We start from the raw sequence: 23,981 nt of genomic DNA, 5'->3' as shown, positions 1-23,981 counted from the left end.
GGCCTTTCGATGAATCCAACCCTATCCACCTCAAGCCAGACAGTCATTGCGTTAAAAGGCATCGTCCGCCAATTCGGCAGCCGCATTGTCCTGGATAACATCACGCTGAATATTGAACGCGGCGAGCTATTCGGCCTTCTCGGACCTTCCGGCTCTGGCAAAACGACAATGGTCAAGCTGATCACCGGCATTGACAGCGCCGATAGCGGAACTGTCCATATGCTCGGGCAGCGAATGCCCAAGCTGAGCATGCTCCAGCGATTCGGCTATATGTCACAATCCGATGCGCTGTACAACGATCTGACTGCGAAGCAGAATCTCGCTTTCTTCGCGGCGCTCTACGGATTGAATGGCAAACAAGCCAGCGAGCGGATTAACCATGCGATGGCAATCGTTCGTTTGCTGCCGGATTTGGATAAGCCCGTTGCCGCTTATTCGGGAGGAATGAAACGGCGGCTGTCACTGGCAATCGCCCTGCTCCATGAGCCTGAGCTGCTCGTGCTGGATGAACCAACGGTAGGAATAGACCCTGTTCTTCGACAATCGATTTGGAAGGAGCTTGGGGCGATGAGAGAAAGGGGCACAACAATTTTGCTCACTACCCATGTCATGGACGAAGCGGAGAAATGTGACCGGCTCGCGCTCATCCGCGGGGGCAAACTGACAGCGGTCGATACGCCCGAAGCGTTGAAGGTCAGCAGCGGCAGCGGCACGATTGAAGAAGCCTTTATTAAACTTGGAGGAGGAGAATAAGATGAGAGTACGCGCCTTGGCCATTCGGATTATTCATCAGTTCATTCGGGACAAACGCACGCTTGCACTGCTCTTCATCGCTCCACTGCTCGTACTGGGGCTTGTGAAGCTTGTTTTCAGCGGTCAGGATGTTCAAGTAGAGATTGGCACCGTTCAGCTTCCTCCCCCCATTGTCGAACGGCTTGCCGAGAGCGAAGCAGTCTTGACTGCGTATCCCAATACTTCTGAAGCGGAGCTCGCTCTCAAGGAAGGGAAGCTCGACGCTGTCCTGCAGCTTCATAATGGCGCGCCATCTATTCTGCTTGAGGGCAGCGATCCCGCTGTCACTAAAGCCGTTCAGTTTCTGATCCAGCGTGCATTCCAAGCGGAAGCGCAGACACTTCAACCGAACCTCGCCTATATGCATGGGAGCCAGGAGATGGACGCCTTTGATTCCTTCGGTCCGGTATTAGTCGGCTTCTTCTCCTTCTTCTTCGTCTTCATGCTGGCAGGTGTTTCTTTTCTCCGCGAACGGACTGGCGGAACGTTGGAACGACTGCTTGCAACACCGATACGCAGATGGGAGGTCGTCGTTGGATATTTGACTGGCTTTGGTCTGTTCACCTTGATACAAGCAGCTCTAATCGCATGGTTCTCAATAGATGTATTAGGTCTCTATATGGATGGCTCCATCTGGCTGGTGCTGCTGTTGAATCTGCTGCTGTCACTGACTGCTCTCACTTTAGGAACGCTATTATCATCGTTCGCCAGCAATGAATTTCAAATTATTCAATTCATCCCGCTGGTCATCGTCCCGCAGGTGTTCTTCTCCGGCCTGTTCAATCTGGATGCTATGGCGCCATGGCTTCAGAAGCTCAGTTATTTCATGCCGCTGTACTATGGAGCTGATGCAATGCGAGGCGTTATGATACGCGGCGAGGGCTGGGCGGATATCAGCTGGAATGTTGGCATTCTGCTCGGGTTATCCTTGCTGTTCGCACTTCTTAATATTCTGGCCTTGCGCAAACATCGGGCGATTTAACAAATCATTCCCGCTATGATATGATCGTGTCTAATATAGTAGCCGACCATATCCGTATTTCATGCGGGAATGCGGAAAGGAGTCATCACAGATGCCTGATACGATAGAGCTATGGTTCGAGGAGATGCTGAAGCAGGATGCCGAAGGCAATAAAATGACAGAGAAGCAGTCAAAAATATTGCAGTCAGCTATCGATGTGTTCGCAGAGAAGGGCTATGCAGCTTCATCTACAAGCGAAATTGCACAGCGGGCAGGCGTAGCTGAAGGAACGATTTTCCGTCATTATAAGACGAAGAAGGATCTGCTCCTGTCTATCGTCGCACCAGTTATGGCAAAGCTGATCGCCCCGTTCGTGCTCCGGGATTTCAACAAAGTGCTGGATGCCGAGTACGACAGCTATGAGGGCTTCCTCCGAGCACTCATCGATAACCGTATCGAATTTATGAAGAAAAATTTGAATGTCCTTCGCATTATGCTGCAGGAGATTCCGTTCCACCCCGAATTGAAGCAGCAGTTCCAGAACATCGTCGTCACCAAGGTGCTGGAGCGAATCCGGAAGGTCGTACAGAAATTCCAGATCGATGGCAATATGGTCGAGCTGCCATCAGAAACGATCATCCGTCTAACCGCCTCAACAGTTATGGGCTACGTCCTTATTCGCACCTTATATGGCGAACGTGAGGACGCAGTGTGGGATGACCATCTGGAACGCGAGGCAACCATTGATTTCATTATCCGCGGTCTTGGCATGAAACGATAAAGAAGCTGCGCCCCTGACGAATCAATCGGGGGGCGCAGCTTCTTTTAAATACGACATTGATTAAGAGGCTGACTCTTGTGTTTGCCGGCTGCGGTCAATGAAGCGGAACCGCAGGAGCAGCAGGAGCGCAACAAGCGATAATAGTCCGCCGATCAAATATGGCAGCTCAAGATTAATTGTCAGCAGGTAGGCTCCGAACAGCGGCCCGATAATCCGGCCAAGACTGTCCATCGAAGAGCTGAGACCTGAGGCGACGCCTTGTCCGACCGTTGTTTTCTGCGTTATAAGCGAGGTGACGCAAGGCCTGATAAGCGCATTGCCGATTCCGAATATAGCCAGATACAAGGTTGCTGTCCATAACGAATGAGCTGTCAGCAGCAGGAAGAAGCCGATTGCCGAAATGACGAGACCTGCAGCTATGTATTGCGGCTCCTGCCCCTTGCGAATTCGGCGGCGAACAACGCCGCCCTGAATCAGCGCGCCGACAAGTCCACAGATAAGAAACATAACACCGACCTCAAGCGGACTAACGTCGAACCGTTGCATCCCGAACAGCTGAAGCGTTGCCTCCAAGCCGGCCAAAGTCAACGATACAAACAGCGCGAGCACATACAAATATTTGACAGAGCCCGTAAATGCACGCCATCTGGAAGTTTTGCGCTCCTTGGAAGCTCTTCGTTTGTCCGGATCAAGCGATTCCTTGAGCTTCGAGAACGCCATAATAAACGTAATCATAGCAAGTCCAGACGACGCATAGAACGGCGCATTATGCGAGATCAGACTGAGCAGGCCGCCGAATCCAGGCCCGATTGTAAAGCCAAGGCCGATCGACATGCCGACAAGCCCCATCCCCTTCGTGCGCTGCTCAGGCGGCGTAATATCCGCGACATAGGCTACGATTACAGAAGCTACAGCTCCAGAGAACAACCCGCCCAACACACGCGAAGCGTACATAAGCGGCAGACTGCCGTCCGCGATCCCGAACAGCAGGAAGCTGGCAGCGAAGCCAAGTACACCGACCAATATGACCGGCCGTCGTCCGATCCGGTCGGACAGGCCGCCCCAGAACGGAGACATGATAAAGGCAACTGCAGAATAGATCGACAGCATCATTGCAGTATGAAACTCAACAGAGCCTGGACTCGCTTCCTTAATAAGCTCCGGCATGACCGGAATAATAATCCCGAATCCAATAAATGTCGTCAATAATATAATCATTACTACTAATAGTCGTTTGTCCTTCATCCCATTGTTCCCTCCACCCCATTATCGTACCACAACTTTCGGGCGTCTTGTTATGAACAAATGAAGAACAAACAGGAGCGTCAGCACCGCTCCACTCAGCAGAAAAGGCGCATGAGGGCCGAACGTATCCCACAGCTTGCCTGACAGAACACTGCCAATGACCATGCCAAGGCCTTCTATTGTGAGGAAGAAGCCCCATACCGCTCCGCGCTCTGACTTTGGAATCGCCTTGGCGATCAATGCATTCCACGCCGGTATGATGAGCGCGTAGCCCAAGCCGACAAGAGCAACTATGACCATTACCATCGGCAAGGAGCGTGTATATCCGAGCACCGGCAGTGCAACTGCAGCAATAATAAATCCGGCATGGAGAAACCATGTTGTTCCATACCGATCCACCCATTTGCCGACAGGAATTAAACCAAGCACGGTTACTGCCCCTCCGGCAATCAGATACATACTATATTGCTGAGGCGTCAGATGAAGGACTGTCCGGGCATACAGAGTCAGAATCGGCGTCAACAGGCCCAGCGCGAAATTCTGTGTAAACATAGCCGGGTACAACAGCCAGCTGGCATGCAGGGAACGACTTACTTTGGCAAAATAGTCCCTAATCCTGTTCATCAATGTTGCAGACCCTATCCTCTGATCCGTCGGCACAGCGCCGAGCTGGCCTTCAATTTCTCTGGATTTCTTCCTTCCCGGCAGAAACAGCGCCACTGCGACGACGATAACCATCATGACAATGAGTATTCGGAATGCTGGCGCATAGGAGGTTTGAGTGATGAAGAAATTGATGACTATCGGACCGGCGCCTACACCAGTCAGCCAGGCCATATAAACAACGCTCATTATTGTGCCGCTTGAAGCGTCTCCCCCGACAGCTGTTGCGCCTGTAATGACACACGGCCAGAGCGGCGACGTGCCTACACCGAGCAGCACACACGCCAGCACAATCCAGCCGAACTCCGTTGTAAGCGACACAATGCCGACGGACAGAGATGTCAGAATGACCCCGAACAGCATCACATTTCTGTAGCCGATCCGGTCGATAATCCATCCCAGAGGGCTGCGGAAGGCGTTATCGCCAATATATTGCAGCGCCAGCGCCCAACCAACGGCGTACGCAGTTAATCCCAACGTTCCCATATAGACAGGGAGGATTGAAATGAGCAGCGCCCCTTTAACAAATTCAACGAGAAACATAATAATAAGGAGCTGAATGACAAATGGTGAAGAAAGCACTTTGCGGCCTGGCCAGCTCATTCGAGTTTCCATATGACGCTCTCCTTTCCAAATGCTAATCGTTCATTCCTTAGTCTCAACAAAAATGTTACTTGCAATCCCCCCCGTTTTTGCTATACTCAACCTTGTTTGTACGAATATCATGTGGAAAGGCGGGATAAAGCACAATGGATCATACCCGGACCCCGCTGTTCTCCGCTCTGCGGAATCATGCGGCTAATAATCCTGTACAATTTCATATTCCCGGACATAAAAAAGGGGCGGGAAGCGACCCTGAATTCCGTGAATATATTGGAGATAACGCGTTTTCGATCGACCTCATTAATATTGCGCCGCTGGATGATCTTCATCAGCCTACCGGTGTCATTATGGAGGCCCAGAATTTGGCGGCGGACGCCTTTGGAGCCGACTACACCCTATTTTCCGTGCAGGGTACAAGCGGAGCCATCATGACAATGATTCTGTCCGTATGCGCGCCTGGCGATAAAATTATCGTGCCGCGCAATGTGCACAAATCCATCATGTCCGCCATAATTTTCGCAGGTGCACGGCCTGTCTTTATATCGCCGGCACGCGACTCCAATCTCGGAATCGACCACGGGATAACGACACGTTCTGTCAAAAGAGCACTGGAGCGTCATCCGGATGCGAAAGGCGTACTCGTTATTAACCCAACTTACTACGGAATATGCGCGGACCTTAAAGAAATTGTGGAGCTCGTGCACAGCTACGATATTCCCGTCCTCGTTGATGAAGCGCATGGCGTGCTCATTCACTTCCATGAGAAGCTGCCGATGTCAGCGATGCAAGCTGGCGCGGATATGGCTGCAACCAGCGTTCACAAGCTTGGCGGCTCGATGACACAGAGCTCCGTCCTGAACGTTCGCAAGGGACGTGTCAATCCGTTCCGCGTGCAGACCATTATAAGCATGCTTACCTCAACATCAACTTCGTATATTTTATTGGCGTCACTGGATACCTCACGCCGCAATCTGGCGCTTAACGGCCATCGGATAGCAGAACAGGCGATTGAGCTCGCTCAATATGCCCGCCGTGAGATTAACAATATTGAAGGACTGTATTGCCTCGGCGAAGAGATTCTTGGCGGGGAAGCAACCTATGACTATGATCCGACCAAGGTGACCGTTCACGTCAGACATCTAGGTATAACCGGATACGAAACGGAGAATTGGCTGCGTGATCATTATAACATCGAGGTTGAGCTAAGTGACATGTACAACATCCTTGCCTTGATTACACCAGGCGACACAAGGGAAACAGTAGAATCGCTGCTGACAGGTCTTCGCGCCCTTGCGAAATCCCACTACAGACTTAATGATGTGAAAGAGCTTGTGGTAAAAATACCGGAAATACCGCAGCTCTCCCTCTCTCCGCGCGATGCCTTCTATGCGCAGACGGAGGTTGTGCCGTTCAAGGAATCAGCAGGCCGGATTATTGCTGAATTCATCTATGTCTATCCGCCGGGCATTCCGATCCTTCTGCCTGGGGAGGTCATCTCTCAGATCAACATCGACTATATTGTCGATCATGTCGAGGTCGGTCTGCCGGTCAAAGGACCTGAGGATCGCAGCATCCAGTTCGTTAAGGTCATCGTCGAGGAAACAGCCATCTCATAAGCTCGCATTCGAATAGAGAGAAGCCGGGGCCGGTGCTCCGGCTTCTCCACTTATTCAGCTGTAATTCTCCGTTATTGTCAATGTTCGGATGGAATGCTATGATGTTGTTGGGGGTGGGCGAGAAGTGAGTCAAAGCGCTTACATCAAGTTTGTGGAAGGTTCCACTGTAGAACGGCTTAACCTGGGCGAGGTGAAGGAACAGCTCCAGCGATATCGCGAGCAAACCGCGCTAACCGGCCAGCAGCTGAGCTGGGATTATACAGAGGCGGCGTTCCCTTATACGATTGAATCCAAGCAAGGCGAGGAGCATCTCTGGTTCTACTTGAAGGGGACGAGTCCCCAGTACAATTATATTCTGTTCGGCGTCGGCTCCAATAGCGATGGCGAGAAGGAAACCTCCTATGTGCAGGTCGTGCTGCCTGACAGCGCCACTCATGGGGATAAGGCGAAGGGCAATGAGCTTTGCAAATATTTTGCCAAGCGTATGAAAGCAGAGTTAACGATGTTTAATGGACGAACCATATATTATAATCCGCGCAAATAAGAAGCAGCCATCTGTGCCGCCCCTCTCTTGCGGCGGTTCATCTGCTAAATTAAAAACTCCGAGCTCTAGGGCTCGGAGTTTTTGCTCCAGCAGTCTTCCTATTCTTAGTTTTCTTGATTTTCACGTTGAGCAATTTCCTCGTAAATGCGCGTTACGCGCTCCCACTCAGCATCCTCTTCGATTCCAACAAGAAACGCTTCGCCATTCTCTTCTTCAATACGGAAGATGACACCGTCTGATTCTGGATCATTACGATCCAGCAGAACAGCATAAACCTGCTCTTCCGATTCAAACGTGTATACCATTACCATCTCACGTTCCTTGCCTTCCTCATCCGTTACGAGAAAAACATGCTCTTCGTGCTCATGGTCATGACCGCATCCACATCCGTCGCCACAATTCTCTTCATTCTTATGCTCATGTTCGCTCACGATTATAACCTCATTTCAATTCATGAATAGTTTTCCTCGCTATCGTAACACGGAACATGTTGCTGGTCAAACAGAACGCCCCTGCTGAATCCAGCAAGGGCGTTACATGATTATGAGCTTTTTGCTGTCACAGTTTTCTCAGATATCTGCTTCCAATCATCCGATGCATTGACCTTCATATAGAAACGGATCGTATATTTGCCTGCCGAGCTAAACGTATAGGTGAAATCATCTGTTCGGTACCAGAAATTATCATTCTTGTTCACCTTTTCGGATTGAATGACCTCTTCCTTGCCGTCCGGGTCCACTATCGATACCTTAACTGCAGAAACATCCGTTAACAAATTATCGATTTGCGCGAAAACCTTGAACGTGATGCGATTGCCTTTCGTAACATTGCCGAAAATCGTATTATCCTGGAAGAGGAACATGTGGACATTCGGTTTGTGTACGGTTACTTTCTTTGCACTTTCATCCCACGAAATAAATGCCTGCATCGTTGCAGCTATTTGACGTATGGGCAAATAGGTTTTGCCTTCGGTGAATAGGCCGGCATCGTCTAACTCAGATCCGTTAACGATCACTCGAACTTTCTGTACCGCCGCGTCGGCGAACAGCATTGTACCGCCCCATAATGACATCACCAGCAGCAAGATGAGAAGCTTTCTGAACTTCATGGCTGTCAACCCTCCATCCTGTATGCTTGGATGTTTGGTTATACTCACCAAGTCGTCCAAAGTTGCGCAGCCTGCCAAAAAAATTCACGACCTCTTTATATGTCGGAATCTGTTGAATGCTGCGCTTGCCCGGGAAATAGAAGAGTTTACTGAACTACACATATTTGAGTGTCAGAATACACGGAACGCCCTTTCCAACAGCACCGGGCTGCCTCATTCCGTCCAGATACCTTAAGCCTCTCGCGCAGGGCGTTGGGCATACCGCACATGTATCCGATAGAACGAGCTTCGTAACTTTCTGTTTGCGATCAGATGCGGACTTCTTTTTTTTGATCCCTTTCCCTTTTGCCATCTGCAAGCACCTGCCTCATTGTCTCAGTCGGTTTATTGCTATCCTATGAGCATAGAGACACATGTGCAGCGGCGTTTATCACGATTGTTTACATTTACCAATAAATCTCTTTCCATTTGCTGTTGGAAATGATAAATTTGAAATAATGATCACATAGGGGGATGCCCGATTGAACATACAAATGCTCGGGACAGGCAGTGCTTTTGCCAAACAATATTACAACACTAATGCGATCTGCTTCTCACAAGGCCATATTTTGATGATGGACTGCGGGATGACAGCACCCTTATCCTTGCACCAGCTCGGTTATAAGTTCAGCGATATCGATGCGCTCCTAATAAGCCATATCCATTCCGATCATATCGGCGGGATCGAGGAATTTGCATTTCAGATGAAGTATGTATTCAAGAAAAAGGCCAAATTGTTCATTCCTTCACCCATCGTAGACACGCTCTGGGAAGGGTCCCTTAGCGGCGGGTTAAAGACAGATGAATTCCCCACACTTGATGATTACTTTGACGTGCATCTAATAGAAGTAGGCCAGCAGCATGAGCTGATTCCTGGACTATCTGTAGAGGCTATTTTAACAAGTCACATCCCGAAGAAGCCGAGCTATTCCTACTTTATTAACGGCAGCTTCTTTTACTCTGCTGATATGAAGTTTGATCCCGGGTTGCTGGAGCGGCTCTATCAGCGCGGATGTACAACGATTTTTCACGATTGCCAGTTCATTCCTCCCGGGCTTGTCCACACGACGTTGGAGGAGCTTCAATCATTGCCTGACCATCTGCAGGAGATGATCTGGCTCATGCATTATGAAGATAACAAGCCCGAATATGAAGGCCGTACTGGCCCAATGAGATTCGTAGAGCAGCATCAGCTCTATAATTTCTGAATGGCTCTCACATAGAAAAGACTGCCGATGAATGACATCGACAGCCCATCGCCCGCTTAATGCGGGTTTTTCTTCGTGTGAAAGCGACCTGAACTAGAAGTTCGGAAGTTGATCGAGATTGTTGGTCGGATCGCCATCAGCGTCTCCCCGAATATAGGTTTCGCCATCTCTTCCTTTAAAGGCGTTTACACCTGCAATATGCCCGCCTTGGACCTCCTGCAAAGCCTGACTATAATCCAGCACTCGCCCGCTTGAGGTTTTGAAGGCCGTTAGATCGCCATCCCCGTTCTTCTGTACGGCAACGAAAGTTTCGCGGTTTTGCTGCGATTGTTCACGTTCTGACGTATCCATAATACCTATCATCTCCTTGTAAAAAACTGAACATCAGCCACACCATCACACTGTACAGATATAGCTTGTCCCAGCAGTGACCGCTCTTATTCCTCGGGGCTCACATTCTTCAGTCCAGTACCCTTTGGCGAGAATGGTGTTCTATCAGAACGCTTCAGCTCGTATACCTCTTTGGACACGGAACCGCTTAGCGGGTAGACATTCGCAGATACACCCTCGTGAAGGGAATCGCCTCTCTCCGTGAAATTCGGCGCCAGCTCCAGCTCACACCCCGTACATAACAATAGACATAGCAGCACCGCAGCACAAATTCTCATCGCCATCCCCCTATCACCGTGAATCTAATCAATGGGTATAGTATGCTCCAACAATTGGATGACCAAACACAGCCATGTTGAAGATATCGCTTAAATAGACAAGGAGAGCTAATACTATTGTAGTCATGCACGATGGCATGATTACTATTAATGGAGGTTCTTCATTTGCTGAATCAACTGGAAAGCAGCTATCCCGCTTCCATGAAATAAACAAACAAAAAAACCCTTGATTATCAAGGGTTTTAACATTTAAATATGGTGATCTGTAGTGGGCTCGAACCACTGACCCCCACCCTGTCAAGATGGTGCTCTCCCAGCTGAGCTAACAGATCAAAAGGATTGTTTCAATTAGTGACAAGAAATAATATATCAAATCAATGCAATGAAGTCAATCACTTTCTCGGATTTTTTTGACGCCCATTCCTCAAGGTAGGCAGCTGCATATGATGGAAACGAAGCTAAGCTAAGGAGTGAATAATTTGTATCAACCAAGCCAGACCAGTCCAGCGCAGTTAAATCCAAGTCAAGTACAAACGGTATCGTCGATTGACCCTTACGTAGTAGCCGCCCTTTGCCGATTAACTGGCCGCTGTGTACTGCTCGAAACAACACGTGGAGCAATTGAAGGAACGATCATTGATGTGAAACCTGATCATGTGCTCCTGCAATTACACAGCCCAGCCCACAGCAGGCAAGCTTGTGTACGGATCGCCGAGATTGTATGGACAATGCCACTATAATTGCGGTTGAGTGAGTTGGAACCAGTGATCTGGAACCAAATCTGAATAAAGAGATCCCAACGGAACTAACCTGAACTGGGATCTCTTTATTTTTTTACTGTCTGTTAATTAGAAACCATTGTAACAAGGTGTTGACGTGAAGGAAGTTATCGTAAAGGTTTCAGAAGGAATAGGGAGCGAAACCGTATGATAAGGCGAGTTGTTCATCGTTACATGCGCAGTCAGATAAGCTTTATAAGTTCCCGGAGCAAGACCGCATGGACGGGATCCCGTAACAGAAGAAGTCGTGCCTGGATTGACATGTCCGATATTAATCAATCGGTCATGAACCTCAGAGCCGCCTACGATTTTATAGATATTAATTGTTCCAGTTCCATTCGTAGAACCTGAAGAGCCCGATGGGAAGTTAGGATATACTGTCCAATAGAAGTAATCATAAGCATACGTAAGAGTAGCAGTTCCCGTCGGGCCGGTATTCGAGCCTGCTTGAGCAGAGATTGGAGCAAACACCATACATAACACCAGTGAGGCCATAATAAAAGATTTAAATTTTTTAGTTAACATTAATTCACATCCCTCTCGATTTTGGTTTAATCATTGCCTTTCATTGTCCACACTACATACTGGTCATACTTGTGCACATCTGAATAGCAATCCCACATTGTTTGACGGCCACCTCGTTTCATAAACGATTTGAATACAGCAACAATATAACATACGCCTCAATATCCATATATGGTATTAAGTGATTATTTTTGTGAAAAAATATAAACATAAATTGGTTCTTATTTCTCCATGTCAATAAGTCTAAAGGAACTTGTAAATCAATAAATCGCCTTAAATTTCTTTTATTCATTCTTAGACTGTAATTTATCTGTAATAAATAGCTGCCAATCAAAGCTACCCCAACTTTCACTCTAAATACCTCCTCATTCCGAAAAGCTGCAACATAACGAAATAACGACTCGTCATTAAAAGTAGCAGTTCAAAAGTTCAACCACACTATTAATTGAGGTGATTGAAATGAAAAAGACTTTTTTGATTAGTGCAGTCGTTATGCTGCTGCTAGTTGTTGTCGGACAATCCGTCATGGCATACTCTGATACGAAAGGAGACCCAAACGAGGCAAAAATCGCTGAATTGCAGAAGCAAGGCATCATTTCGACAAGCAAAGACAATAAGTTCAAGCCTAAGGATAAACTAACCTATGCCGAAGGTGTTACACTCATTGTCAAAGGATTGGGCATTAATATTGACAACATGCGGTTCATCAAACAGCCTCTGGCAAGCGATTATTTTACGGGGGTGAGGGATAATGCTTGGTATGCGGATGCTTTTATTATCGCTCATCTGAACGGCCTGGATATCCCAAAGGATGTTAACCCAGCAGCCCCGCTAACTCGTGAGGAGTATGCCCACATTCTCTTTCGCGCTATGATGACAAAAGGGGAATTTGCCTTTATTGAAATATACGTGCAAATCAAGGATGAAGCTGATGTTGCACCAGTATACATGGAAAGCATACAGAAGCTGTTGATCAGCAAGATCGCCCAGCTTGATAGCAAGCAAAATTTCAATCCGCAATCCATTATGACCCGGGGTGAAGGAGCTGGCTGGCTCCATGATGCGATTCGTTTTGTAAAGGAGAATATAGTGAAACCAGAACCCGGCGAGGGCGCTCAACCTTTCCCTCTCTACGATCCAGCTATCACAATTGATGCAGTCAATGAAGAAGTGAACAAAGTGACCATTACCGCCCAGGCTCCTCACCCAGGATATGGGATGCGCATCTCGTCCATTACCTTTGACGGGGATCAAGCCATTCTGAACATCGAACCCCTCTATCCCCAAAAAGATATGATGTATCCGCAGGTTCTGACTGAAGTGAAGGTAGTTACCTTTGTTGCAAAAAGCTATAAGCCGGTTCTGAACGAAGCAGCCGCTTCAATGAATGACACGACAAGCTCAGACGATAGCGCGGCAGTCAGCCAATAAAGTCTATTAATAAAAGAGCAGTCCTTTCCATGAATGATGAACAGGGCCTGGAAGCGGCCGGTATTCACAGCTCATGATGGAGGACTGCTCTTTTGTTTATTTCCTATTCTCTATCTGCCGCTGACTCCAGCTCTGCAAGAGCGGGTACACACCAATCGATCTCCGGGCTGCCGATACTCTTCAGGAAGTCATTAACCTTGGAGAAGGGACGGCTGCCGAAGAAGCCCCGATGTGCAGCAAATGGACTTGGATGCGGTGACGCAATGATATAATGCCGATTCGTATCTATGGATGCCGCTTTCTCCTGCGCGTGCTTACCCCATAGTATAAAGGCCACAGGCCGCTTACGCTGGTTTAAAGAGGCTACAACCGCATCTGTGAACTGCTCCCATCCCATACCTTGATGCGAAGCAGGCTGACCAGCTTGAACAGTCAGAACATTGTTCAGGAGCAGCACGCCTTGCTTGGCCCACGATACCAGATAGCCGTGATCGGGGATCGGGCATCCAAGGTCTTCCCGAAGCTCTTTGTATATATTTTGCAGGGAAGGCGGCACCTTCACACCGGGCTGTACAGAGAAGCTCAGCCCATGTGCTTGTCCTGCCCCATGATAGGGATCCTGTCCCAAAATAACGACTCTGACGCCCTCATAGGAGGTATAATGAAGCGCATTGAAGATGTCGTGCATACTCGGATATACTGTACTGGTCCGATACTCATTAGCAAGCCTCTGCCGCATGTCCCTGTAATAGGGCCGTTCCATCTCTTGATCCAAAATGGATGCCCAATCATTCTTAAAAATAATTGTCATATGTACCTCCAGCAATATTGAATCAATAAACCTCTTGTTAGCCTATCAGACCCATTCGCACACCATGCCTGCCTCTATTATATTGTATTCAGCCGTTCAATTAAACAGGAGAATAGGTTCGCAGCAGAAACAAAAACCTCCAGCTCATAACCTGAGGATAGTCTCAGTTTCTGAACAGGAGGCTTTATGCGTAATTCTTCGTATGTAAGTTCATGCATCGGCTAAAAGCCATAAAAAACAATGGTGCCGAGGACGGGAATCGAACCCGTACGGTGGTCACCCACCGCAGGATTTTAAGTCCTGTGCGTCTGCCAGTTCCGCCACCCCGGCATGTGTTCATGCAGTGACTATAATGGTGGGCCCTGAGGGACTCGAACCCCCGACCAATCGGTTATGAGCCGACCGCTCTAACCAACTGAGCTAAGGGCCCTAAAGAAATAACCATTAAAAGGTTGGTTGCGGGGGCAGGATTTGAACCTGCGGCCTTCGGGTTATGAGCCCGACGAGCTACCGGGCTGCTCCACCCCGCGACATTACCATTTCACTAGCATCATTGAATGGCGACAAGAATTAATATACTATATATTATGGATTAAAGTCAATATTTATTTTTTATCAGGGCATATATCGAACACCAAATCTGCCCTTTCTCGAACGGAACACCTCAATCTCCTGCGGGCAATTATATCCATATACCCACCAATCATTCTCCATTCTGCTGACAAGACAGCCTGCTTGAAATTTGGTCTCATACAATCGCACCCAGTACACCCAACGCATGACGCATCCCCCCATCATTATTTCCATTAGATTACCCTATTTGCACCAAATACAAGCATTCCCTTCTTAAGCGCAAAAAAAATCCGCAGCCTGAGTAGCCAGGTGCGGATTCATTCTAATCTACATTATCTATATACACCCACTGATGATACTCCGCCGCCTTCCATCGTATGAATGGATGCCTGCGGATCTTTTTTCATCTTTTGCAGGAGCGCATCGCCTTTCGTCTGCCATTCCTTGAGCGCTTCCTCGACACCCTTCTTGCCCTCGATTACTTCCAGGAAGAGCTGAGAGCCATACTGGTTGACTTCCCAAATATTCGGAAGCTTCTGGTAAAGCGTACTGATATCCGTGTCAGAAGGCGGTACTGGCTTCAAGGTGTAGAAAGCTTTAATATTGAAGTTTGTGCCTTCTTTAGGCTTCAGGAATGAAATGCGAGATACCATTTCGTACGTGCTGCGTGATTTGAGCTTCGCCCATTCCTTGCTATTGTTGAATTCAATAAATTTCCAGGCATCATCACTATTAGATGCTTTCGCATTGATCGTCATCAGATTGTTGATGTAGATGCTGCCGCCCACGTTAGGCTCTTCCGGGAAAGTTGGAACTGTTACGACATCCCAGTCGATAGCCGTAACATTTTTATTCTTCTCCGCAGCACCCTTCGCTCTTTCCAGCTCCTGAATATAATCGTATCCGCCAATCGTCATCGCCAATCGGCCGCTAAGGAACATGTCTCCCTGGAATGGATTAAATGATCGTTTGCCATCTTCCATCGCCGATTCTTCTGGATACATATCCTTCTGTGTTGGCATAATTTTCTCTTTATACAGAGGAAGGATGTCCTTCCATACTTTTGCCCATTGCGGGGTATCTACTGTCATCTTCTCGCCTTTGTCATCCCATGTTTTGAGGCGAAGCGGAGCAGCATAGTTTTGCGTGTCGTAGAATGGATCACCGCCATAGCGGCTTAAGGCCAGACCGAATTTGCGCTCTTGTCCTTCTCCTTTCGTAACGCGCTTGGCAAGGGTGAACAGATCGTTCCACTGCATGCCGTCAGTCGGGAATGGAACTCCCGCTTCCGTGAAGAGCGCCTTGTTATAGTACAGGGCAGACGAGCTGAAAGTCGGGGCAAGTCCGTACAGACTGCCTTCGCCTGCGTCTTTGATGCCATCAATAACAGTCGGAACAATATCAGTAATATCGAACTCGCTGTTCTGAATATACGGGTCCAACTGCTTCAGCATATTGTCCTTGACAAGCCGCTTCATATTGCCAAGATCAATCATGAGCACGTCAACCGGATTTTTACCTGTAAGCATCTCTTTCAGCTTTTCGTAAGGATCTGGCTGTTCCTTCTTAGGATCGTATTCCTCATACCGTTGATCATCATAATTGATTGCCCCGACAATTTGAATCTCGACATCGGGATTCAATAGCTCGAAGGAGTCTGTATACTGCTGACGAAGATATTGCTCGTTATCGGGACTGGAGTACAGGAATCCGATTCGCAGCACACGATTGTCAGCACCGCTGCCGTTGTCATCCCCTTTACTGCACGCTGCAAGCAATGATGTCAGGAGTATGAATACGAGAACGATAGCAGTAGACCTGCTAAAAACGCGACCCTTACCTGATAGTGATTTGTTTTCCGGCATTTATTACCCCTCCAATGATTTGGGCGTTGAAATAATAATTTTCTCGCCATCGAATTCCATAGATGCTTTATCTGTAATTTGCAAGGCTGTTAAATAGGCTTTAGGAATTTGCAGGCGGCCTACCCGATCAACGACAACATATTCTTCATGCGCATCCTGTATCCCGCCATGCTGAAGATTAATGCTTTCTCCGCCTTCAGCATCCAAATTCGGATTCCGCTTAATAAATTCGGTGCTCGTCAATCCGTCACGAATCGCAACGACCCGGTCCACCTTGCCTGCAAGCGACAAATCGTGAGTAACGATTACGATTGTAATCCCTATTTCCTTGTTAAGCCTGCGAAAAATATCCATAATTAAATCAGAAGTTCGTGTATCTACAGATCCTGTCGGCTCGTCAGCAAGCAGAAGCTTCGGACGATTGGATAATGATATCGCAATCGCTACCCGCTGCTGCTCACCGCCTGAGAGCTGATGCAGCTTGTTATGCATCCGCTCCTTCAGACCAACCCAATCCAGAAGCTGTTTGGCATAGGCGCGATCAAGCTTGGAGGAGAGCATCATGGGCATCTCCACATTCTCCAGTGCTGTCAAATAAGGCAGCAGGTTTCGCGCATTGTTCTGCCATATAAAGCCTACAGTGTCGCGCTTGTATTCCACAAGCTGGTCATCTGTAATCTTCAGCAGGTCCCAAGGTCCTACCCGCACCTGACCGGCCGAAGGCCGATCAAGTCCGCCCAGAATGTTCAGCAATGTTGATTTGCCGCTGCCGCTGTTCCCGATTATGGCCATCATCTCGCCGACACGAACATGCAAGTTCAAGCCTTGCAGCGCGACGACCTCAAGATCGTCGGATTTGTAAATTTTGACCAGACCCTCGCATTCTATCATCGTCTAACGCTCCTCTCCCATCTTGACTGCTTGATGCACCCGCAGTCTACGGATGTGAATGAGCAGCAATGTCGCACCCATCAGCATCATGCAGCCAACGACAATGTACAGCTGCGTCGTATCCTTCGAATCAAACACGACTCGAAATGGCGGTACAGAATTCGCGACATTGTCTGTCGTCTGAAGGAACGGCAGAAACAGTATACTAGCGATTTTGCCGATAGCAACTCCCAATCCAATCGATAGGCCGGCAGTAAATAATTGCTCTAGCAGAAGCATGCCTGTAAGCTGTCTTCGCGATAACCCCATCGCCCGAAGGACGCCGAATTGCACGATACGTCCAGACAGGTTAAAGAACCAGAATAGCACATAACCGGTCAAGGAGACGATGATGGAGACAAGGAAGCCAAGACTCAATATTCCGAATACCCCGCCTCTGGTTGGATGCTTCGCTTGCGTCGCAAGCTCAATGCGGACATCCTTGACATCTGCAAGCTCTATTCCTTTGTCCTGCAATTGCTTCATGATCGGTCCCGTCAAGGCGCCCGGCTTCATCTTAAGCCATACATCATAACGGATAATAGGCACCTGATCATAGATATAATCAAGGTTGGCAATTACAAACGGAGACTGGTCAGGATATTGGCTCGGCCAGTAAGGCACGATGCCGACGATGACGAAATCAATCATGCCATCCTGCAAGCCGACTGACACGACATCGCCAGGCTTCAACTGATATTTCTGAGCAACCTTCGACGGCACAATTGCCGCTTGCTCATACACACCTAGATTGTTCAAGTAATTGAATGGATGCGCCTCGAACAAATCGTTGCGGAACCATCCCACCTTGGAGAAATCGACGTTGTCGATGCCCATTAAGGTCCCCTGTCCTACGGAACGTCCGGAAACAATAACATTTCCCTTGGTCTGCATCACTCTTGCAGCCGCCTCAACACCTTCCAGCGTGCGGAAAATCTCAAAAGGAGGCTCCGTGTAGGTCGTACGGGTCGGTCCTTGCGGCGCAGCGCCGCCTTGGCCGCCGCCTCCACCTTGACCGCCGCCCTGGCCGCCCTGGCCGCCTTGACCGCCTTGATTCTCCTTGTCGATCAGCTCGGTCTCGCCTTCCCATACCGTCTGCATGACTACATCCGTACCGTATTTGTACAGCGTGCGTTCGGTCGAGTTCAAATCAATCGTTCGAGCTGCAGAGGCGTTGTAGACGCCCAGACCCAAAGTAAGAATGAGCAGGATCATGAGCGGATAATACCCTTTGGACGAACGTGACAGCTGTGTAAGCGTCAAGAACACAGGAACAGGCAGCAGCCTGCGGCCCAACCAGCTGAACAGCTTAAGCAGCCACGGAAACACACGCAAGAAGAACAATCCCATTGCGAAGATGGCTAGCGCCGGAACGAAGAACAGAAACGGCTGAACATTGAGCTGGTCTGTTGTCATTCCGCTCTTGAACGAGATCATTTGACGCTCGTTGAAGAGATACCAGCCATAAGCCGCGACCCCGAGCATCAGAACATCGAGGAACCAACGCTGCCAGAAAGGCTTGCTGTCAGAGCGCGCAAGCTGCTGCTTGTAATTAACGATAGAAGCGCGCGCATACATAACAGCCGGTATAACGGTTGCCAGCACAGCCAGCAATACCGCTGCCAGCCCGGCAATAATAGCTTCTGTCGAGAAGCCTACCGGAATCGACTTCCGGTTAACAAATTCCAGGAACCCGTTGGCAGAACCTATACTCTTGGCCATATACCAGCCAATGAATGGTCCGATGACCATAGCAACGGTCCCCAGCAGCAATCCTTCAAGCAAGAACATCCATATAATTTGCCTTGTACCAGCTCCCCTGCTTCGAAGAACCGCTATATCGCTGCGCTGCTTGTCGAGCGATTGACGCGCATTCATCGCAATGAAATAAAAGACCATTGCAAGCATCGGCGCGGCCAATGTGAACAAGAGCATTTGCAATTGAAGGCTTTGGGTACGGAATTTGCTGAGAAGAGAATCGAATGAAAGCTCAACCTTCGTATCCTTCAGCTTCTGGTACAGCTCAACATCGAGCCGGCTTAACGTCTGACTAAGCGGAGACAATTGACTTGTCTGAATCTCCTTCAGATCGAAAGCATAATACCAGTTAACGGTATGTACAGGTATCTTCTTCTGTTCCAGCAATCCCTTCTCGAATGCCGTGCCGCTAACCTGCAGCGTATTCATCAGGCCCTCAAGACCTTGATACCAGTAAGGATCATTCTCGTTGAGCGGCTTGTAAGCCCCAACGATCTTAACCCGAAGCGTGATGTCGAGCCCGCTGTAAATCGGATATTCAAAAATATCCCCGATATGAACATCGCTGCGATACATAGCCTCTTCCATCAGAACAACCTCGACCAGGCCATCTTCAGCAACCCCATCGCTGTACCAGCGTCCTTGCGTAAGCTCAACCATCTTATCCAGACCAGACAACGTGTTAAGCGACATCTGACGAACACGGCTTGCGTCTACCTTGGTTGGATCTTCAGGAGAAATCTCCGTGCTGCGGATCGCCATATTCCGCACAAACGTACTGAATGGAAAATCGATTTCCTTGGGTATGTCATCCTTGATGTAGCGAGATACCTCTGCCAAAGCCGGAAAGTCCGTCTTATTGCTAGTGGATTGATATCGCATGAGAAGCGACCCAGCAGGCAATCCGCTGCTTTCCTCCTTTAGCGTCTCTGCAACGACCCGTTTGAGCGCGCCGTCCGCATACATCGGGATGCTTGTCGCGAACGCTACGGCAATAATCAAGCCTGCAAGCGAACTGAGCGTCATCCAACGCGTGTTCCACATTTTGCGGAACAGAAAGCGAAATAACGGCATCCCCATCGGTTATCGACCTACTACTTTCTGTCCTGGCGTCAATCCTTTGAGAATTTCAATTTCAGTGGATGTTTGCTCGCCTACCTCTACATCAACCTCGCGCTTGCCTTCAGCATCGACAACCTGTACATAAGTACGCGATCCGATGGTACGCAATGCGGATGGAGGAATAACAACTGCATTTTCTTTTCGTTTCAGAATGATATTAATCGATAATGGCGTTCCGCGCGAAAGATCCTTAGGCGTCTTATCCAGTTCAACCATCAAGAAATCCTCCGGTCGTTCGGGGCGTTGAGTGCCGCCTGGGTTGCCGCCATTCTCGCCGCCTTCATTCTCTTGCGGAACTGGCAGCTGCTTAATCTTGCCGTTTACTTTACCGACATTGTTAATATCGACGACGACAGGCATGCCGACAGAGATGCCCTTTAATTCATCCTTCGTCAGCTTGGCAGCTGGCGTTAGTCTACTCGTATCCGCAATGATGCAGATAGGATCATAGGCGTTAATCTGATCGCCCTTCACCTTGCTGACCGATACAATCGTTCCCGAGAACGGCGCCGTGATCGTCGCCTTATCGATTTCTTCCTGCTGATCAGCGAGTGCCTGACGTCCTTCTTCGAACAAAATCATCGCTTCTTCAAATTCGAGCGGCGGCATTTCGTCGCGTTTGCGAAGTGTTTCTCTCATATCAGCTTCTTTTCTCTTGAATGCCAGACGAGCAGAACGAAGATCCTTGATCTCCTTCTCCATATCGAGTACGGCTATGACCTGACCGGCCTTCACCTTATCGCCAACCTTCACATTCAGGTCGCTCAATCGCTTGCCTGTTAAAGTGAAGTATAACGTCTCCTCCTCCAGTGAGATGAGCTTGCCGATAGCTGTTTTTTTCGTCTCCAGCGTCGTTGTAGTCACTTCATACTCAGGCTTCTTGGAAATTTGTGGAGGTGTAATCGTCGGCAGCACCTCTTCCTTCTCCTCATCCGGCAGCAGCGAGCAGCCGCTTGTAAAAATGAGCGAAGCAGCAAGAACAACAGCGGCGGTTCGCTTAAATGAATTTCCCGTCAACCATTTCGTAAACATGATCGGCAACCTCCAAAATCGTAGGATCGTGCGTTGTCATACAAATCGTAACCTGTTCAGTGGCAATAATATTTTGAAAGACCGACATAATTTGCGCGGACATTTGCGAATCCAGCTCTGCCGTCGGTTCATCCGCCAGCAGCAGACGCGGCCGATGGGCAATCGCCTTGGCAATCGCAACCCGCTGCTGCTCACCGCCAGACAGCTCGAAAGGACGATGATGCATTCGTTTGCTCAGCCCCACCAGTTCCATGCAATGGACAATGCGTTCCTTCCATTCACTGCCCGGAATCCCCGCCATTCTGAGCGACAGCTCGACATTCTCATAGGCTGATAGCAGCGGCATAAGCGCAAACGCCTGGAAAATAAATCCCATTTGCTTGCGGCGAACCGTCGTTCGTTGATCATCGCTCATCTTGTGAAAAGGCTTATCCTGAAAAAAAATGTGCCCCTTCGATGGCTGATCCAGTCCGCCAATCAGGTTAAGCAGCGTTGTCTTCCCTGAGCCTGAGCGACCTCGCAGCATGACTAGCTGACCGTGCTTAAGCTCCATATTAATGCTCTTGAGAACATGAAGCGGCTGACCGCCGACCTGAAATGTCCTTTCGACAGATTCCACGGTCAATAACGGCTTGCCGGTATCCGCTGGCGCCTCTCTTTGAACTGCTTTCAGAACGGTTTTATTGTCTTCTTCCTTCGCTGGTTCGTCCTGAACTGCCGGTGCTTCCCCTTGTTTGCGTCTCCACAGTGCCATAGATAGTAAACGAGACCCCCTTTCCCATGAAAACCATTATCTCAGTATATCGTATAGACGGTGTATAAGGACAAAAAGTTACGTAATATTATAGAAGATATCCTTAAAATTTTGTTAAAAAAAGCTCTTGCACACGCTTTGGCAGACTGATCCATGGCGTATCCAAGAGCCTTTGAAAATATTATCGAATTTTGAACGTTGCTACCGAGCGTTCCAACTCGTCAACAATGTCCTTCAAGTGATCGGAAGCATAAGCGATTTCATCCATCACCGCAAGCTGTTCCTGAGTCGCTGAAGCTACATTTTGCGTATTGCTCATATTCGTGCGAGCCGTACTCGCAGATTGCTCCATCGTGGCGCTAACTTCCTCGGAGCTCGCCGACATTTGTTCCGTAATCGCCGAATTATCGTGAATTTGCGCAGCGATGCCCTGAATCGAATTGCGAATATGGGTGAAGCTGGCATAGACCTGCGTCATCAACTGGCTGCCTGCAGACACCTCGCCAAGCGTTGTCGTCATTACATTCGAGGCGTTCACCATCTCCCCCTGTGTGACCGTTACGAGCTGATTAATAACATCTGCCGAGTGCAGCGATTGCGCCGCCAGCTTGCGAATCTCATCAGCCACAACGGAAAAGCCGCGGCCATGCTCGCCTGCACGGGCTGCTTCGATCGAAGCGTTAAGCGACAAAATATTCGTCTGATTGGAGAAGGTCGTAATATTCTCGGCAATGAGTCCGATTTCATTGGAGCGCTCATTCAAATTCGTGATAATGTCCGAGAGCTGCATAATGACAGATTTGATTCCGTCCATTTGCTTATTAAGCTGCTCAAGCTGTACTTGACCATGCTCAGTATCATCGGAGGTACGCATTGCGGCATCGGATATAACGGATGTATTTTCCGCAATCTTGCCGATTCCGACCGCCATCTCGTCAATGGCGCGCGACGTTTCCTCTGCGCCCCTTGTTTGAACCTCCATCCCCTCATTCACTTCCTGAATCTCTTCTGCAACATGCGCCGCCGCTGCAGCCGATTGCTTGGCAGATGTATTCATCTGTGCCGAAGCCGTGCTGACTCCCGCCGCATTATCCGATATGGTGGCGATAAGGCCGCGGACTTTGCTGATCATGGCTTCAACCGCATGCGCAATCGCCCCGATCTCATCGCCGCTGTGCTTTATCGAAGGTTGTTCTCTAAGATCTCCCTCTGAAACTGCGCTCATCAATTTATTCACATATCTGATCATTCTCGCTATATTGCGGATGATAACATAACCTACAGCGACAATAGCGAGCAGGAAAATCATGAGACCAATACCACTCGCTGACTTGATTTCCGCTGTTTCACTATCTGTTATGGCAATTTGATTCGCAGCATGCTCATCTAATATTTCGCCAATGATATTGATGCCTTCCCGAGTCTCCTCGAATATGGCCATCAGCTCTGGATTGAACACCTTGCTTTGTCCATCTTCTGCCGCGCTCTTGGCCTCATTGAACCAATTCGAGTAATTGGCATGAAATCCATCCGCTATCATTCGAATCGACAGATCGCCGTCCTTCTTCTTCAGATCAAACAGCCCTTCCTTTTGGAGAATGCCGAATGCCTCATCTATTCGTGCTTGCGCTTGCTCGGCATTGACGACAAACTCATCCATCACCTGCTGCGCTTTCGCTGCATCGGACAGCTTGGATTCCAACAATTGAAGTGCTGTCAAGGATTGATAGAAGTCGCGATCAGCATTCAGAACCAGCGTATTGACCTTGTTCGTCGTCTCGAACAGAGAGTGGGTCAGCTTAGCCATATCTGTATCGTATCGATCCATCCAATACAGCGTACTGAACACATAAAGCACAATGGGAAAACCGATTAATAACACAAGCTTGACGCGCAATGATAAAGCAAACCGACCACGTTTCATTGTATAATTCATCCCCTTTATCGAATCTATTTCTGTCGAATTCATGTTGCTTCATGCACTATATCGACATTTTGTTTGGTAGATATAAGAGAAGGATGAAGGATGTATTTAATTAAACAAAATAATGACGTAAAGTGTTAGGTTGGCATAATCGAGTAGGAGGGGGCGGCTAGCCCCCGACCTCTCACACCACCGTACGTACCGTTCGGTATACGGCGGTTCATGTCATATTCCGCAATGATTTGTATC

The 23,981-nt window shown here is 48.7% G+C and carries 23 protein-coding genes and 4 tRNA genes; 8 read left to right on the top strand and 19 right to left on the bottom strand.

From position 1 onward, the window contains the following. Nucleotides 1-9: 9 nt before the first annotated feature. The 3 genes from L6H65_RS15445 to L6H65_RS15435 all read left to right on the top strand — a co-directional run bounded on the left by L6H65_RS15445 (nt 10) and on the right by L6H65_RS15435 (nt 2,534). The gene (locus L6H65_RS15445; RefSeq protein ID WP_236343491.1) at nt 10-753 is read left to right on the top strand and encodes an ABC transporter ATP-binding protein; all 744 of its coding nucleotides are present in this window, start codon (nt 10-12) and stop codon (nt 751-753) included. Between the two features lies 1 nt (nt 754). Further along, nucleotides 755-1,774, top strand: a complete 1,020-nt coding sequence (locus L6H65_RS15440; protein ID WP_236343490.1) for an ABC transporter permease — start codon at nt 755-757, stop codon at nt 1,772-1,774. 91 nt (nt 1,775-1,865) lie between these two features. Beyond that, nucleotides 1,866-2,534, top strand: a complete 669-nt coding sequence (locus L6H65_RS15435; RefSeq protein ID WP_236343489.1) for a TetR/AcrR family transcriptional regulator — start codon at nt 1,866-1,868, stop codon at nt 2,532-2,534. 60 nt (nt 2,535-2,594) lie between these two features. On the opposite strand, the gene L6H65_RS15430 is transcribed toward L6H65_RS15435, so the two are convergent. Together L6H65_RS15430 and L6H65_RS15425 are read right to left on the bottom strand one after the other, a co-directional pair. Then, complete coding sequence (locus tag L6H65_RS15430) at nt 2,595-3,779, bottom strand: MFS transporter (RefSeq protein ID WP_236343488.1); 1,185 nt, start codon at nt 3,777-3,779, stop codon at nt 2,595-2,597. 21 nt (nt 3,780-3,800) lie between these two features. Next, nucleotides 3,801-5,057, bottom strand: coding sequence for an MFS transporter (locus L6H65_RS15425; protein WP_236343487.1), 1,257 nt, complete (start codon nt 5,055-5,057; stop codon nt 3,801-3,803). A 134-nt stretch (nt 5,058-5,191) separates the two neighbouring features. Between L6H65_RS15425 and L6H65_RS15420 the strand changes: the two genes are divergently transcribed. Both L6H65_RS15420 and L6H65_RS15415 read left to right on the top strand, forming a co-directional pair. Beyond that, a complete protein-coding gene (locus tag L6H65_RS15420; protein WP_236343486.1) occupies nt 5,192-6,661 on the top strand; it encodes an aminotransferase class I/II-fold pyridoxal phosphate-dependent enzyme in 1,470 nt (489 codons plus the stop codon). Between the two features lie 124 nt (nt 6,662-6,785). Beyond that, a complete protein-coding gene (locus tag L6H65_RS15415; protein WP_236343485.1) occupies nt 6,786-7,205 on the top strand; it encodes a DUF1885 family protein in 420 nt (139 codons plus the stop codon). Nucleotides 7,206-7,309: 104 nt separating this feature from the next. On the opposite strand, the gene L6H65_RS15410 is transcribed toward L6H65_RS15415, so the two are convergent. Together L6H65_RS15410 and L6H65_RS15405 are read right to left on the bottom strand one after the other, a co-directional pair. Beyond that, on the bottom strand, nt 7,310-7,636 hold the full coding sequence (locus tag L6H65_RS15410; RefSeq protein ID WP_236343484.1) for a DUF1292 domain-containing protein: 327 nt from the start codon (nt 7,634-7,636) through the stop codon (nt 7,310-7,312). A gap of 110 nt (nt 7,637-7,746) precedes the next feature. Further along, a complete protein-coding gene (locus L6H65_RS15405; RefSeq protein WP_236343483.1) occupies nt 7,747-8,313 on the bottom strand; it encodes a stalk domain-containing protein in 567 nt (188 codons plus the stop codon). A gap of 521 nt (nt 8,314-8,834) precedes the next feature. On the opposite strand from L6H65_RS15405, the gene L6H65_RS15395 reads away from it, so the two are divergent. After that, nucleotides 8,835-9,560, top strand: a complete 726-nt coding sequence (locus L6H65_RS15395; RefSeq protein ID WP_236343481.1) for an MBL fold metallo-hydrolase — start codon at nt 8,835-8,837, stop codon at nt 9,558-9,560. 93 nt (nt 9,561-9,653) lie between these two features. Here L6H65_RS15395 and L6H65_RS15390 read toward each other — a convergent pair whose 3' ends face one another. From L6H65_RS15390 to L6H65_RS15380, 3 genes are all read right to left on the bottom strand, one after another. After that, nucleotides 9,654-9,911 carry a DUF3892 domain-containing protein gene (locus tag L6H65_RS15390; protein WP_236343480.1) on the bottom strand — a complete coding sequence of 86 codons (258 nt, stop codon included), beginning with the start codon at nt 9,909-9,911 and terminating at the stop codon, nt 9,654-9,656. An 86-nt stretch (nt 9,912-9,997) separates the two neighbouring features. Then, the gene (locus L6H65_RS15385) at nt 9,998-10,228 is read right to left on the bottom strand and encodes a hypothetical protein (protein ID WP_236343479.1); all 231 of its coding nucleotides are present in this window, start codon (nt 10,226-10,228) and stop codon (nt 9,998-10,000) included. A 256-nt stretch (nt 10,229-10,484) separates the two neighbouring features. After that, nucleotides 10,485-10,560: transfer RNA gene (locus tag L6H65_RS15380), tRNA-Val, on the bottom strand. Between the two features lie 138 nt (nt 10,561-10,698). On the opposite strand from L6H65_RS15380, the gene L6H65_RS15375 reads away from it, so the two are divergent. After that, nucleotides 10,699-10,968: a DUF2642 domain-containing protein gene (locus L6H65_RS15375; RefSeq protein ID WP_236343478.1), complete on the top strand. Its 270-nt coding sequence runs from the start codon at nt 10,699-10,701 to the stop codon at nt 10,966-10,968. Between the two features lie 108 nt (nt 10,969-11,076). Here the strand turns inward: L6H65_RS15375 and L6H65_RS15370 are convergent, their stop codons facing one another. After that, nucleotides 11,077-11,532 carry a hypothetical protein gene (locus L6H65_RS15370; RefSeq protein ID WP_236343477.1) on the bottom strand — a complete coding sequence of 152 codons (456 nt, stop codon included), beginning with the start codon at nt 11,530-11,532 and terminating at the stop codon, nt 11,077-11,079. 459 nt (nt 11,533-11,991) lie between these two features. Here L6H65_RS15370 and L6H65_RS15365 point away from each other — a divergent pair, with 459 nt between their 5' ends. Beyond that, entirely contained in the window at nt 11,992-12,963 is a 972-nt protein-coding gene (locus tag L6H65_RS15365; RefSeq protein WP_236343476.1) for an S-layer homology domain-containing protein, read from the top strand. A 103-nt stretch (nt 12,964-13,066) separates the two neighbouring features. Here the strand turns inward: L6H65_RS15365 and L6H65_RS15360 are convergent, their stop codons facing one another. From L6H65_RS15360 to L6H65_RS15310, 11 genes are all read right to left on the bottom strand, one after another. Next, the gene (locus tag L6H65_RS15360) at nt 13,067-13,774 is read right to left on the bottom strand and encodes a uracil-DNA glycosylase (RefSeq protein ID WP_236343475.1); all 708 of its coding nucleotides are present in this window, start codon (nt 13,772-13,774) and stop codon (nt 13,067-13,069) included. A gap of 241 nt (nt 13,775-14,015) precedes the next feature. After that, nucleotides 14,016-14,104: transfer RNA gene (locus L6H65_RS15355), tRNA-Leu, on the bottom strand. 23 nt (nt 14,105-14,127) lie between these two features. Next, a tRNA-Ile gene (locus tag L6H65_RS15350) sits at nt 14,128-14,204 on the bottom strand. A 23-nt stretch (nt 14,205-14,227) separates the two neighbouring features. Further along, nucleotides 14,228-14,304: transfer RNA gene (locus L6H65_RS15345), tRNA-Met, on the bottom strand. Nucleotides 14,305-14,389: 85 nt separating this feature from the next. Next, nucleotides 14,390-14,554: a hypothetical protein gene (locus L6H65_RS15340; RefSeq protein WP_236343474.1), complete on the bottom strand. Its 165-nt coding sequence runs from the start codon at nt 14,552-14,554 to the stop codon at nt 14,390-14,392. Nucleotides 14,555-14,679: 125 nt separating this feature from the next. Next, nucleotides 14,680-16,212 (bottom strand): ABC transporter substrate-binding protein, encoded by a 1,533-nt coding sequence (locus L6H65_RS15335; RefSeq protein ID WP_236343473.1) that lies wholly within the window; start codon nt 16,210-16,212, stop codon nt 14,680-14,682. A 3-nt stretch (nt 16,213-16,215) separates the two neighbouring features. Further along, nucleotides 16,216-17,103 (bottom strand): ABC transporter ATP-binding protein, encoded by an 888-nt coding sequence (locus L6H65_RS15330; RefSeq protein ID WP_236343472.1) that lies wholly within the window; start codon nt 17,101-17,103, stop codon nt 16,216-16,218. A gap of 3 nt (nt 17,104-17,106) precedes the next feature. Then, nucleotides 17,107-19,980: an ABC transporter permease gene (locus tag L6H65_RS15325; RefSeq protein WP_236343471.1), complete on the bottom strand. Its 2,874-nt coding sequence runs from the start codon at nt 19,978-19,980 to the stop codon at nt 17,107-17,109. A gap of 3 nt (nt 19,981-19,983) precedes the next feature. Next, nucleotides 19,984-21,054, bottom strand: coding sequence for an efflux RND transporter periplasmic adaptor subunit (locus L6H65_RS15320; RefSeq protein WP_236343470.1), 1,071 nt, complete (start codon nt 21,052-21,054; stop codon nt 19,984-19,986). Then, nucleotides 21,020-21,808, bottom strand: coding sequence for an ABC transporter ATP-binding protein (locus L6H65_RS15315; protein WP_236343469.1), 789 nt, complete (start codon nt 21,806-21,808; stop codon nt 21,020-21,022). Before L6H65_RS15315 ends, L6H65_RS15320 begins: the two co-directional genes overlap by 35 nt. Before the next feature lie 181 nt (nt 21,809-21,989). Further along, nucleotides 21,990-23,732: a methyl-accepting chemotaxis protein gene (locus tag L6H65_RS15310; RefSeq protein WP_236343468.1), complete on the bottom strand. Its 1,743-nt coding sequence runs from the start codon at nt 23,730-23,732 to the stop codon at nt 21,990-21,992. Nucleotides 23,733-23,981 lie beyond the last annotated feature (249 nt).

The sequence above is a fragment of the Paenibacillus plantiphilus genome, assembly GCF_927798095.1.
Lineage (GTDB): Bacteria > Bacillota > Bacilli > Paenibacillales > Paenibacillaceae > Paenibacillus_Z > Paenibacillus_Z plantiphilus.
Note: the sequence above shows the minus strand (reverse complement) of the source record. Positions and strands in the feature narration are given on the sequence as shown.